Raw genomic sequence first — 12,270 nt, 5'->3', positions numbered from 1 at the left:
CCTTGCTCTTTAACTCCCTGACGTTTGTTGTCTTCTTTGTCGTTGTTCTGATCCTTCACAATCTGAAGTTCCCCTGGCGGCTGAAGAAGTTCAATCTGCTGATCGCCAGCTATATCTTCTACGCAGCGTGGAACCCGCCGCTCGTCTTCCTCCTTTGGATTTCGACGATCGTGGACTGGTTTGCATCGCGCATGGTTGCCGGTGCATCGACGAAAGGCCGCCGGATTGGTGGTCTGATGGTCAGTTTGTATGTGAATCTCGGGCTGCTTGGATTCTTCAAGTACGGTGGGTTTGTGCTGGAGAACTTCACGGCCATGATGCACGCGGTGGGCTTCAACTACAATCCGGCCGCTCCATCGATTGTGCTGCCGATGGGCATTTCCTTCTACACCTTCCAGACTCTCTCCTACACGATCGATGTTTATCGGAAGGAACTGAAGCCCTGGCATTCGTTCCTCGACTATGCGTTGTACGTGACGTTCTTCCCCCAGCTTGTCGCCGGCCCGATCGTTCGCGCATCGGAGTTCCTTCCTCAGTGCAAGAAACCCACGAAGGTCACTGCCAACGCGTTCATCTGGGGACTTGTGCTGCTGACCGTCGGGCTCTTCCAGAAAGTCGTGTTGGCTGATGGATTCCTCGCAAAGCCGGCAGATGACGTCTTTGGCGCCGCGAACGCCGTAACGACTTTTGATGCGTGGGTCGGCGTCCTTGCCTTCAGTGCCCAGATCTTCAGCGACTTCGCGGGGTACTCCACTTGTGCAGTCGGAGCGGCGCTTTGCCTTGGCTTCAATCTGCCAAACAACTTCCGATTTCCGTACGCCGCGACTGGATTCTCAGACTTCTGGCGGCGTTGGCATATCACGCTCTCCACATGGCTTCGCGACTACCTCTACATTCCCTTAGGCGGCAGCCGAGTCAGCACGCCGCGCATTTACGCGAACCTGATGATCACCATGCTCCTCGGTGGCCTGTGGCACGGCGCCGCGTGGACCTTTGTTGTGTGGGGCGGGCTTCATGGATTGTATCTCAGCGCCGAACGCTGGTTGCGGATGAGGCTGGGGCACAAGGCCTGGGTCAAGACCATGGCCGCCGAAGTGTGCTTCATTCTGCTCACGTATTTCCTGGTTCTGATCACATGGGTCTTCTTCCGCGCCGATGACTTCGCCACGGCCTGGCGACTGATCGCGGCGATGTTCGGTGCTCTCGATGGTGGGGCAGTGGTATTGCCATACTTCGACATTGCCGCAGTTCTCATCATCAACGCCGGACTCCTGCTGGCACACTGGATGATGCGCCACAGCAGCCATGAGTGGCTTGTCGAACGCACGCCGTGGTGGCTCGCGTCGTTGATCTGGTTTGGTATGATTATCTCGATTATCCTCATGCAAGGAGGCGGCGATGCCTTCATCTACTTCCAGTTCTGATCGCCCGATTCCGGATCAACGTTGGATTCGGGTATTCGTTGTCACGATGATCCTCAGTTTGATCGCGATCGCCGCATGGGAGGGCATCGTCCGCTCATGGGGCTACGGTCCATCATACAACGACACGCCTCAACTCTGGGGCATGTCCGTTGATCGATTGCGTGCTGCAGAGAACAAGGAGCCGATCGTTATCGTAGGCTCTTCGCGTATTCGATTCGATCTGGATCACGAGACTGTACGAGAGGAATTCGGCGATGGTCCGATCATCAATCTCGCAATGAATGGAAGCGTCCCGCGGCCGGTTCTGCACATGCTGGCCGAAGACGAATCCTTCAAAGGCACCGTCTTCCTCGGGTACGTCCCGAGCCTGTTCCACGCTCCAGGCGGGATGAACCTGGAGATGACGATGGACTGGATTCTGAAGGAACCGAAGCGCACGCCCGCGGCGAAGGCTTCGGCGTATCTGGCCCTTGTCCCCGAGAGCGTATTCGCATTTCTTCAAAAGGAGGACCTGGCGCTTGCAGGTCTTCTGCGACGGACCATCCCGATGCCAGGGCGCGAAGGCTATCAGGCACCCCCACGCCTGCCGCCATACTTCGCGCGCGTCAAGATCGAGCGCGACGAGAAGATGTGGCAGAAGATGGAGACGGATCCGGCCTTCCAGAAAGAAGTCCAAGGAATCTGGCAGGTGCTGTTCTCCTTCGCAAGGCCGCTGCCGCCGCCGCTGCTCGATCAGATACGCGGGGAAGTCCTGGCTGACATTCGTGCCATCCAGTCCCGGGGTGGGGAAGTGATCCTGGTCCGCTGCCCATCAAGCGGATGGATTCGCGAGTTCGAGCGGGAAACGAACCCCCGAGAGACATACTGGGACCCGCTGGTTGAGCAAGGCGGCTGCGTCGGGGTGCACTTCGAAGACTACGAAAGCCTGGCGGGCTATGAATGCCCCGAATGGTCGCACTTGACGCGAGCCGACGCGCTCTCTTTCTCGCAAAACCTGATGTCGATATTGCGGGAGAAGCGCGGCGGCTAACCCGGTCATCCCCCCCTAAATCGCTTGCGTTCCGCACGGTGCCACGACCGAATAGGCCTCGGTCCGTCGGCCGGCACCGCCGCGGACGCCATACCCATCGATCTCAGGGGGGATCCCGATGAAGACGCTTCTTCGAATCATGTGTTTGGCCGCTCTGACGTGGGGCTTTGCTGCCTGTGCAGCCGCCCAGAATGATGCGCCCGAGCCTGAACAGGCACCCGCTCACTTGACGATTTACTACCATCGCTTCGATGGCGACTACGGTGGAGCGGGGCTTTGGACATGGGACGGACGCGACCAGCGCATGCCCCCTGAAGAAGAACGCGAGATTCAAGCGCAGCCGTGCGACTTCGGTGTGCGTTTCGATATCGATCTTTCCAAGTATGGAAACGACGATTCTCCCGAAGAACGCATCGGCTTTATTCCGCGCCTCAAGCACTCCTGGGATTTCAAGGATGGCTCCGACCGCTACTGGACGCCGGAACTTGGTTCCGAAGTCTGGTTGATTGGAAATGATCCGAAGATCTATACGTCGGAACCCGATACCCATCCACGAATGACCGGAGCGTTCCTGGACGGCCCGTCGAAGATCTTCCTGCTGCTCTCGCATCCCCTCGAAGGAATGCCTCCTGGCAAGGACGCCGCCAAGGCAACTACGGATGATGAGGAGCTCGAGATTGCGCGCCTCAATGTGACACCCGATCGCATGGGCGTTGAGATCAAGATGGCAGCGCCGATGGATCCGTTTGCTGACTACACGGTTGCATTCGAAGGCTATGGCGAATCCCCGCTGACCCCTCGTGACATTCTCGACGATCGCGACCTGTTTTATTCGGACAGCGAAATGGGCGCGGTATATACGGCGGAGAACACGACTTTCCGGCTTTTCTCGCCGATGTCCACGGAGGCCTGGGTTGTTCTGTACGACGAGGCCGATGGCCCGCAGGGACGCGAGGAGATCGCCATGGAGCACGCCGGCCATGGCGTGTGGGAAGCCGTCGTCGAAGGCGATCTGGAGGGACGGTATTACGCTCTGAAGACCAACACGCGACAGCACGGAATGGGTCGGGAAACCATCGATCCTTATGCGAAAAACACCGTCGGCCGGCTGGATCGTTCGCGCATCACCAATCTTCGCAAGACGGATCCCGAAGGTTTCCGTCCGGTGAAGCGCCCCGATTACGGCGGAGCGCTGACGGATGCCATTATCTACGAAATGCACGTGCGCGACTTCACTGTCGATCCGTCTTCGGGCGTAGCGAATCCCGGCAAGTACCTCGGCTTTATCGAGCACGGAACGCATCTGCCAGATGATGACACGATTGCCACCGGCATCGATCACTTGAAGGCGCTTGGCGTGACTCACGTCCAACTGATGCCGCCGATGGACTGCCACAACGACGAAACGAAGTTCGGCTACAACTGGGGATACATGACATGGAACTTCTTCACACCGGAAGGCATTTACGCCTCGACCATCGACGGCGATGCGCGGATCCGCGAATTCAAGCAACTCGTGAAGGCGCTTCATGATGAGAACATCGGCGTGATCATCGATGTTGTCTACAACCACACGTCGCCCGGCAATGCGTTTGAAAACCTTGCACCCGGGTACTACCATCGGATGAAGCCGGATGGTTCGTTCTGGAATGGCAGTGGCACCGGTAATGAGTTCCGTAGCGAGGCCCCGATGGCGCGCAAGTTCATCCTCGATTCCTGTAAGTACTGGATCGATGAGTACGGCGTCGACGGTTTCCGCTTCGACCTGATGGGTCTGGTCGACCTGGAGACGATGAAGCAAGTTCAGAAGGATGTCGCCGAGCTTTATCCCGAGGCTCTCGTGTATGGCGAACCCTGGGCGGCCAGCGGCAGTGGCTTGAGTCACCTGACGGACAAGGGTGCCATCTCCGGGACCAATCTCGCCGCCTTTAATGACAACTATCGCAATGCGATCAAGGGCGGGACGAAGGGTGCTGACCCCGGTTACGTGCAGAATGCCTCGCAGCGCGATGGCGTTCTGAAGGGCCTCAGTGGCGCGATCACCGATTGGGCGGAGAAGCCGACGAACGCGATCGAATATGCAACCTGCCACGACGATATGACCCTTTGGGACAAGCTTGAGATTTCCTCGCAGAATGCCTCTCGCGAGGAGCTCGTCAAGATGCAGGATCTGACGTTCGCGATCCTTGCGGTGTCCCAGGGCGGAGTCTTCATGCACGGCGGCGCCGAGATGCTGCGCAACAAGAAGGGCGCAGAAAACAGCTACAACTCGAACGACGATGTGAACGCGATTCACTGGGAGTGGAAGAAGGATAACGCCGCGAGCGTTGAGTTCCACACGAACGTCATCGCGCTGCGCAAGGCCCACCCGATTTTCCGCATGCGAGATGCCGGTGAGATCCGCAAACGCTTTGTGATTCGCGACGACATTCGCCCTGCCCCATCGACAATCGTGTGCACACTGAACGGCGCCGGGATCGAAGGCGAAGCCTGGAAGGACGCTGCGATTCTGATCAATCCCACGTCCCAAGCCCTTGATTTCACCGTTCCCCTGAGTGGCAAGGATGGCGTCTACATCCTTGGACAGGAGGCCTCGACCGAGCCCATGGATACGGTCGACGGCAAGCTGGTGGTTCCCGGCAGGGGATTGGCAGTGGTCGCCGTGGAGTAGTTCTCGACTGAGGCCTGTCTTCTCTTTCGGATTCTCGAATGCAAAAGGGACGGAGCTCACCGCTCCGTCCCCCGTTCTCTTGTCGATCGAATAGACCGGACTACTTCTTTGACTTTGTGGTCTTCTTCTTTGCTGTCGTCTTCTTGGCGGCGGACTTGGGTGCCGTTGCCTTCTTCGTGGCTTTCTTCTTCGAGGATTTCTTTGCAGCGCCCTTTGACGCGGATTTCTTCGAAGATGAGGCCTTCTTGCCACCAGACTTCCTCTTCGCCGGCTTCTTCTCCGCTTCTTCCTCGGTCTTATCGGCGGCTTTCTTCTTTGTCGGCTTCTTCTCGGGCGGTACCCACTTCTCGTGCTTGATTTCTTCGCCGAGGGGCGCGCGGATCACGTCCATCTCGCCGAGCTTCTCAACAGCGAGTTTGATCTCGCGGAAAACGCGCTTGTAGACTTCGAGCGTCGCTCCCATCGGGTCGGTGATCTGGTAGTTCTTCAGATCGCTCTTCGTGTATTCCTTGAGCAGGAATGTCTTGCCACGCGCATCGTCGGACAGGCGCAGAGCGAACTGCACATGGAACGGCGTCATGCCGAGAATCAGGTCGGATTTCCGCACCATTTCGGGGGTCAGCGGCGCGCTGCGGTGTTTGCGGATATCAACCTCGACGGTCTCCATCACCTGCACCGCTTCGGGTGTCGGCAGGAGACCCGGGATCGTCATGACGCCCGCGGTCTTGACCTCGATGTGCTCGACCTTTTCTTTGTCGAGAAGATCCTGCAGGAGGCCCTGCGCCATTGGACTGCGACAGGTATTCCCGGTGCAGACAAACACGACAACTCGTTTCTTCTTGCGCTTCGATAGAAGCATTCTTTCCTCCAGCAATTCCGGCCGATTGCGCCGGATCATTCGTCCCTCATCGTCCTCCACGGATCAATGAGACAATCCCAATCACAGAAAATGCAATGTTCGGCAGCCACGCAGCGAGCGACGGCGGCAGCCCCCATCCTTGTTCACCCAGACTCTGGAACAGGATCAGCGTCAGGTAGTAACCAATCACCCACGCCATTCCCCCTCCGAAACCGACGAACACGCCGCGCGAACTTGGACGCATCACGTGTGCACACATCAGCAGAGCGATCACAACAGTCGCCAATGGCAACGCCAGCTTCATGTGCATCGTCGTCCGCAATTTCGAGACTTGCTTCCCTTGTGAGTCAAGGAGGTTTGTGTACTCCCAGAGCTGCCAGAAATTCATCATATCCGGATCGTCCAGCTTGCTCAGGAACTTCTGCAGGTTCGGCTCCATCTTGGGCATGCCGTCCTTCGCTTGCAGATCCAGATCGCTCAACAACCCAAACTCTTGAAAGCTCGTGATACGTGCCCGCGTATCCATCGTGCGGAGTGTCGCGTTCTGAAACTCCCAATGGTCGGGCTTTCCGGGTTCCTGGACAAGGCGCGCGCTGTCCGCTTGCAGAATGCGCTCCGGGACATTGACCTCTTTGTGGCGATCGATGATGATGGGATAAACCATCGAATCCGTCGCACTGTCGAAGCTATCGATCACGTAGATTCGACTACCCGCGCCGCGCTGGTAAATGTGCTTGTTGCGCGTGATGACGCTTTCGTCCTTCTGCTTGATATGGACGCGCTCGATCACTTCGGCTTCGCGTTCTGCGGGCGCGACGACCATCTCGTTTAAGCCGATTGCCACGACTGCTACCAACACGGCGCCGCCCACCAGGGGCACGGCGAGGCGCTGCGGGCTGATTCCGCCGGCCAGGTAGGCCAGGATCTCATTGTGACGGGCCTTCGTTGTCACAACCCACAGAATCGCCGCTGCGGTCGCGATGGAGATGCTCTCGACCAGCTTCTTGGGCAGCGAGCACACGTAATACATGAACGCCCAGTAGGCGCCGTGCTGCGTACCACCCAGAATCTCCTGGTAATTGTCCAGCAACGTGTCGATCAGCACCACGATGGCCACTAGAAAGACCAGTGTCGCAAGGGCCTTGAAGAAGTCGCTGATGAATTCCCGATCGATCAGATTCATGTAAAGACTGGAACTCGCAATTCGGGATAACGGACGAAACGTCCCCCGAGGGTCATTCTAAACTCCATACCCAAAAGCACCAAGGCTTACTGGGGCAACGCCTTTTTTCCCCAGCTCGGGGCATACTCAAAGCAAAGCGGCGGGGTTGGCCTTGGTGTCAGGCCAACTCCCGCCGGGCGATTGCATCCTTGCGAAACGGAATCACTCCGTCTTGCTTTCCTCGGCAACGGGCTCTTCGGCGGCGGCTTCTTCAGCCACTTCCGCTTCCGCGGCGGGCTGCTCAGCCTCTTCGCTGGCTTCTGCGATGGCCTCAGCCTCGGCTGCCTTTTTCTCGGCTTCTTCTAGGGCCTGGATCTCGTCCGGGCGAAGCAGACGTTCGACCGTGACTTTGACCTCGGCGTAGACTTCCGGATACAGGCGGATCTTCACATCGAAGTCGCCCAGAGCCTTGATGTGCTCGGAGAGCTCGATCTTGCGGCGATCGACCTCGTATCCCTTCTCGTGCAGGGCCTTCGCGATATCGGTCGTTGTCACGGAGCCGAACAATTGGCCGCGATCGTTGGCGCGAAGTTGGAACGTCAGGGCGACGCCCGTCATATCCTGGGCTGCGACCTGGGCCTCGGAGCGCTCGCGCGCCACCATGGCTTCGATTTTCTTCCTTTGGCTCTCAACGAGGGCCAGATTTCCACGGGTCGCCATCTTGGCGTAGCCGCGCGGTCCAAGGTAGTTGCGGAAGTAACCCCGCTTGACATCAACCACCTCGCCGGCAGCCCCGAGATTATCCACGGACTTGAAAAGTACCACTTTCATTGGTCTACTCCTCTATCTGCTTTGGCGGGTGATTAGTCTTGTGTCACGTAGGGAAGCAGGGCCAGGTGCCGGGCCCGCTTCACGGCGGTGGTCAGCATGCGCTGGAACTTGGCGCTCGTTCCAGTCATACGGCGCGGCATGATTTTGCCGCGATCCGTGATGAAACGCTGCAGCGTCTTCGTATCCTTGTAGTCGATGTACTCCGCACCGATCATGGTGAAGTAGCACACTTTGCGGCGCGGGAAGCGCCGGCGGCCACGCTGAGGGCGATCGCCACGGCCACCGCCGCGAGGGCCACGACCACGGAAATCGCGGTTGTCTCGGCCACCACCGCCACTATCGCGGCCAGATTCGCGGCCGCCGCTATTCTCATTACGAGTTGTTTGTTCGTCACTCATGGGCATTCAGCCTCCTGATATCATACATCGTTGATCGTCGATGGTTAGAAGGGCAGATCGTCTTCCGTTTCCTCGTGCGAGGGAGCGGAATCCGAAGAATTCGGGGACGAATCGTGGCTGGAACCCCAGCCACTACCGGAAGACTGACCGCCACCGCCGGACTGCTGGCGTGGTCCGCCGCCGCCCTGGCTGCCTTCCGAGCGAGCACCGAACTGCACGCGATCGGCCACGATCACGTACTTCGTCCGATTCTCTCCCGAAGACGTTTGGTATTGATCCATCTTCAGTCGGCCTTCGACCAGGATCTGGCTGCCTTTGCGCAGATACTGGCCACAGAGTTCGGCCGTCTTTCCCCATGCGTCGACATCGATGAACAGCGTTTCTTCGCCTTGATTGCCATCACGTCCCCGCCAGCGTCGGTTGGACGCCAGCCCCAGCTTGCAGACTTGACTTCCGGACTGCAGGAAGCGCGTCTCGGGATCACGAGTGAGGTTTCCGATAAGAAGGACCTTATTCAGTTCCATCTGTTTGCCTCCAGGCTAGGGGAGCGGGTGGCATCGCGACGAGGCCATTGGGACCGCGGAGGTCCAGCCGGCCGGTGCTGCGTGGTATCGACGGCGATCGTCAGCTAGCGGACTCTGTGGAGGCCGGCGCTTCTTCCTTCTTCTCGGCGTCGGCAGACTCGCTCGTGTCGCTGCTGTTGCTATCGCTATTGCTCGGACGGCGATACTCCCGATCGGGTCGGGAATCGCGATCGCGACCAAACGACGGACGGCCGCGGTACGGGCCGTGCCCTTCCATCTCCGACGGGGCCTTGCCCGTCGACTTGCCGACCACCGCCTTGGTGACCAGCGAGCGGAGCACATCTTCAGAGATGCGCAAGTAGCGGTTGAGTTCCGGCAGCGCGGAGCCACTCGGATCCGCATCGAACAGGTACAACACGTAGTACCCGTCGCGACGCTTGCCGATTGAATAGGCCAGGCGGCGCTTGCCCCAGACGTCCCGACTCTCGATCGTGCCACCATTCTTGGTGATCACCTCATCGAGCTTTGCCAGAACCGTCTGCTGCTCTTCCTCGGTCTTGTTAGGGTCCAAGACCACGACCATTTCGTATTTTGTCACTGAGGTTTGACCTCCCTTCGGACAAATGGCCTCGGAGAAACTCCATGGGAGTCTGCGAGGCAGGGAATATGGCACCCGGAGCAGCGAAAGCTACTCCAGGCGGGCGCCTAGACACGCCCCCGGGCCCGCCGATGTCAAGGCATAATTCCCGTCGCCAAAGCCTCCGACAAGATCATCTCGAAGCAAGATGGCGCTTTTGCCTCGACCACTCCCTCTCGGGTCGCTATTCCTCTTGGAGGGAATTGGGAAGAAGGACCTCAAATTCGGAGGAGGCTGGTTCAGGAATGTCTCGCATACACCTGTCTATAGTTGCGCTTGTGCTGAGTTTGATGCTGCCCGTCTTGGCGCCGGCTCAGTTGGACTCCTACGAAGGCGTCGAGCCCCTGCCCGTCGAGATCCAACAGGATGGCGCCCTGTTCCGGATTAAGGTCACCAATCCGGCGATTCAGTCCGTTTTCGTCGTCGGAACCCATAACGGCTGGGGAGATCAGTTCGCGGCTGAAGATCCGGTGAATGCCAACGACCGCATGTATGGACCGGATGCCGATGGAGTCTATGAACTCTACTACCCGCTCGTGCCGGGAACGTACGCCTATATGTTCTGCCTGAACGGGGACTTCAACAAACGGATCTATGGACACTCCAGCGATCCGAAAGCGAGCGAGTTCTTCGAGGAGCAAGGCGGCGAGGAGATTCACAACCTGAAAGGCTCTATCCTGCAGTTCCGCCTGGACGAGCCGCCGTGGCCGCCGGTCTTGTGCAGCCGCCAGATGATGCCCACCGTGATCACCAGGGACGGGAAGCCCTTCCTGCGCGTCCGTTTCTATGATACCTCGGCAGAGACCGTTCACATGCTCGGGTCCTGGAACGACTGGAAAGGTGCCGGCAACACATTCGTTTCCGACGACAGCCAGCGCATGCGGGAAACTCCCATCAATGGTGTCTATGAGTACGTGGCCGGGCCTCTTCCGATGGGCGAAATCCAATATAAGTTCGTCGTAGACAGGAAGAACTGGCTCTCCGACCCTGTGGTGGAGGAAACCAACAGCCACGGGAATTCCATCGTCCGCATCGAAAAAGCGAGCGATGGGTGGAAGGCGGTTTATACACCTCGGTTCGACCCGGACAAGCCGCGCGGCGAATGGGTCTGGGACTCCGGCCGAATCAACTGGATCACCCGGATGGACGAAGGCTTCCGTCAGGCCAAACTCCGGCACACGGCCGTCTTCTGGGTGATTGCCCTGCCCGGCTCGAAGCCCAGCGAAGATTTTCTCAATCACCTGGATGACGATGATGTGTTGCGCAGTCGCCTGGAGCGGGGAATCGTCCTGAAGACCCCTGCGCACGAGTTTCGCGAAACGCTGCGGCAAAAACGCATCGTCCGCCTGCCTTACGTCATGATCGCCGACGAAGGCGGCAACGTCCTCTGGGAGGCCAGCGCCCCGGAGTCCGGAGAAGTAGACGCCGCCGTCGAGAAGTACTTCCACTGAGCGGCCAGTCGAAATTCAGAACCCCATTTTCACATGCCCCGGCCACTGAGTTCCCTATTGCCGGCACGAGCAATAAGGGAGCAGTGTTGACGCCTGTGGTGTATGACACTTGTCCTAAACCGTTTTACATGTATCCCAAAATTTATCCAGATTATTTGAATGAACACATTGCGCCCCCAGTAGACAGATATAGCATGCCTCCAATTGGCAGATAAACATCTATTCAATTTAGAAGGAGGGCAGAAATTACGCGGTTCCGCCTATCCAAGTGCGTCCTGATTTCGGGAGCGCTTTGTGTATCTTCTCTACTAGCGTCAAATGTCTGTGCCCAGAGAGTCACCCTCGAGGACCTCAAATCAACGCCTCGCAACCAAATCGCCGACGATCGGATCGTTCAGTCCTTTCCGGAGCTGGAGAATGAGGCGGCTCGACGGGCACAAGCGGTCGAGCGCCAGCAGGATTTCCTCCTGCTTGCAGACACGGCCGAGGAAATCGGTCATTCCAGCGTCGAAATCCGAAACCTTCGAGCCGTTGCCGACGAAGCCTATGGTGACGCCGCCATGCGCCGCGGGGCACTCCACCGGCTGGCAGAGCGTTATCTTGACCGGGGCGACGTGACGCTCGGCCTTCAAGCCGCCGATGAAGCGCTGGCCGAAACGCCGCCGGCCGCCGAGGCCGATGAGATCGAACTGGTGAAGGGCGAACTGCTCTCCAAGGCCGGCCGCGGCGACGAGGCCGAGGCCCTTTACGAAGGCATCATCGCCTCCGCATCCTCAAATGACATGCGCTGTCGCGCACTGAACGAACTCGGCCGTGCCGTCGCGAAACGAGGAGACATCGACAACGGCATCGCCAAACTCGAACAAGGCCTGGCGCTCAACAACATTGACGAGAACCCGCACACGCGGCTGTCGCTGCACAGTGGCCTGATTCGGTCTCTTGGAAATGCCAACAGAATGGAACAGAAGGGGCTCGCGGTGAAGCGCATGCGCGACGAATTCTCAGAGCGCATCAACGCGTACGATGTCGACATCCACTTTTGCAACATCCTGAAATACACAGCCGCTCGTCAGGAAGCTCTCGAACGGATGGGACAAACGATCTATGATAGCCCGAGCGCTACCAATGCCGATCGCGACCTTTTTGTCCTAGGCCGCGAATACCGCAAAGACAACAACACTGACAAGACGATCGAGGTCTACAGCTACTACATACAGAACTACCCCGGTGTAACCGTCCTGTGAGGCACACGCTTGGAAGTGCTTGCGCCGGTGGAGAGCGCT

At 58.5% G+C, this 12,270-nt stretch carries 12 protein-coding genes; 5 read left to right on the top strand and 7 right to left on the bottom strand.

Annotation, left to right across the window (positions count from 1 at the left end):
* Nucleotides 1-2: 2 nt before the first annotated feature.
* From KQI84_19170 to pulA, 3 genes are all read left to right on the top strand, one after another.
* Entirely contained in the window at nt 3-1,424 is a 1,422-nt protein-coding gene (locus KQI84_19170) for an MBOAT family protein (protein ID MCB2157005.1), read from the top strand.
* Complete coding sequence (locus KQI84_19165) at nt 1,399-2,454, top strand: hypothetical protein (GenBank protein MCB2157004.1); 1,056 nt, start codon at nt 1,399-1,401, stop codon at nt 2,452-2,454. The genes KQI84_19170 and KQI84_19165 overlap by 26 nt, the downstream gene beginning before the upstream one ends.
* A 118-nt stretch (nt 2,455-2,572) precedes the next feature.
* Complete coding sequence (gene pulA, locus KQI84_19160; protein MCB2157003.1) at nt 2,573-5,125, top strand: type I pullulanase; 2,553 nt, start codon at nt 2,573-2,575, stop codon at nt 5,123-5,125.
* 100 nt (nt 5,126-5,225) lie between these two features.
* On the opposite strand, the gene KQI84_19155 is transcribed toward pulA, so the two are convergent.
* The 6 genes from KQI84_19155 to rpsF all read right to left on the bottom strand — a co-directional run bounded on the left by KQI84_19155 (nt 5,226) and on the right by rpsF (nt 9,497).
* On the bottom strand, nt 5,226-5,984 hold the full coding sequence (locus tag KQI84_19155) for a low molecular weight protein arginine phosphatase (GenBank protein MCB2157002.1): 759 nt from the start codon (nt 5,982-5,984) through the stop codon (nt 5,226-5,228).
* Nucleotides 5,985-6,030: 46 nt separating this feature from the next.
* Nucleotides 6,031-7,167 carry an LptF/LptG family permease gene (locus KQI84_19150; GenBank protein ID MCB2157001.1) on the bottom strand — a complete coding sequence of 379 codons (1,137 nt, stop codon included), beginning with the start codon at nt 7,165-7,167 and terminating at the stop codon, nt 6,031-6,033.
* Nucleotides 7,168-7,368: 201 nt separating this feature from the next.
* Nucleotides 7,369-7,977, bottom strand: a complete 609-nt coding sequence (gene rplI / locus KQI84_19145) for a 50S ribosomal protein L9 (protein MCB2157000.1) — start codon at nt 7,975-7,977, stop codon at nt 7,369-7,371.
* Nucleotides 7,978-8,009: 32 nt separating this feature from the next.
* Nucleotides 8,010-8,375 (bottom strand): 30S ribosomal protein S18, encoded by a 366-nt coding sequence (gene rpsR / locus KQI84_19140; protein ID MCB2156999.1) that lies wholly within the window; start codon nt 8,373-8,375, stop codon nt 8,010-8,012.
* Between the two features lie 44 nt (nt 8,376-8,419).
* On the bottom strand, nt 8,420-8,899 hold the full coding sequence (gene ssb, locus KQI84_19135) for a single-stranded DNA-binding protein (GenBank protein ID MCB2156998.1): 480 nt from the start codon (nt 8,897-8,899) through the stop codon (nt 8,420-8,422).
* A gap of 100 nt (nt 8,900-8,999) precedes the next feature.
* Nucleotides 9,000-9,497 carry a 30S ribosomal protein S6 gene (gene rpsF, locus KQI84_19130; protein MCB2156997.1) on the bottom strand — a complete coding sequence of 166 codons (498 nt, stop codon included), beginning with the start codon at nt 9,495-9,497 and terminating at the stop codon, nt 9,000-9,002.
* A gap of 284 nt (nt 9,498-9,781) precedes the next feature.
* Here rpsF and KQI84_19125 point away from each other — a divergent pair, with 284 nt between their 5' ends.
* Entirely contained in the window at nt 9,782-10,987 is a 1,206-nt protein-coding gene (locus KQI84_19125) for a hypothetical protein (GenBank protein ID MCB2156996.1), read from the top strand.
* A 356-nt stretch (nt 10,988-11,343) separates the two neighbouring features.
* Here KQI84_19125 and KQI84_19120 read toward each other — a convergent pair whose 3' ends face one another.
* Nucleotides 11,344-11,487, bottom strand: coding sequence for a hypothetical protein (locus tag KQI84_19120; protein ID MCB2156995.1), 144 nt, complete (start codon nt 11,485-11,487; stop codon nt 11,344-11,346).
* A 60-nt stretch (nt 11,488-11,547) separates the two neighbouring features.
* On the opposite strand from KQI84_19120, the gene KQI84_19115 reads away from it, so the two are divergent.
* A complete protein-coding gene (locus KQI84_19115; GenBank protein MCB2156994.1) occupies nt 11,548-12,231 on the top strand; it encodes a tetratricopeptide repeat protein in 684 nt (227 codons plus the stop codon).
* Nucleotides 12,232-12,270 lie beyond the last annotated feature (39 nt).

Source organism: bacterium, from assembly GCA_020444065.1.
In the GTDB taxonomy this organism is placed as follows: Bacteria; Sumerlaeota; Sumerlaeia; order SLMS01; family JAHLLQ01; genus JAHLLQ01.
This window is presented reverse-complemented; position numbering and strand designations above follow the sequence as displayed.

What these genes read in the sequence shown, in the direction of transcription:
- KQI84_19165 (MCB2157004.1), top strand. Translation starts at nt 1,399, where the DNA reads ATGCCTTCATCTACTTCCAGTTCTGATCGCCCGATTCCGGATCAACGT.
- pulA (MCB2157003.1), top strand. Translation starts at nt 2,573, where the DNA reads ATGAAGACGCTTCTTCGAATCATGTGTTTGGCCGCTCTGACGTGGGGC.
- KQI84_19155 (MCB2157002.1), bottom strand. Translation starts at nt 5,984, where the DNA reads ATGCTTCTATCGAAGCGCAAGAAGAAACGAGTTGTCGTGTTTGTCTGC.
- KQI84_19150 (MCB2157001.1), bottom strand. Translation starts at nt 7,167, where the DNA reads ATGAATCTGATCGATCGGGAATTCATCAGCGACTTCTTCAAGGCCCTT.
- rplI (MCB2157000.1), bottom strand. Translation starts at nt 7,977, where the DNA reads ATGAAAGTGGTACTTTTCAAGTCCGTGGATAATCTCGGGGCTGCCGGC.
- rpsR (MCB2156999.1), bottom strand. Translation starts at nt 8,375, where the DNA reads ATGAGTGACGAACAAACAACTCGTAATGAGAATAGCGGCGGCCGCGAA.
- ssb (MCB2156998.1), bottom strand. Translation starts at nt 8,899, where the DNA reads ATGGAACTGAATAAGGTCCTTCTTATCGGAAACCTCACTCGTGATCCC.
- KQI84_19125 (MCB2156996.1), top strand. Translation starts at nt 9,782, where the DNA reads ATGTCTCGCATACACCTGTCTATAGTTGCGCTTGTGCTGAGTTTGATG.
- KQI84_19120 (MCB2156995.1), bottom strand. Translation starts at nt 11,487, where the DNA reads ATGACCGATTTCCTCGGCCGTGTCTGCAAGCAGGAGGAAATCCTGCTG.
- KQI84_19115 (MCB2156994.1), top strand. Translation starts at nt 11,548, where the DNA reads ATGCGCCGCGGGGCACTCCACCGGCTGGCAGAGCGTTATCTTGACCGG.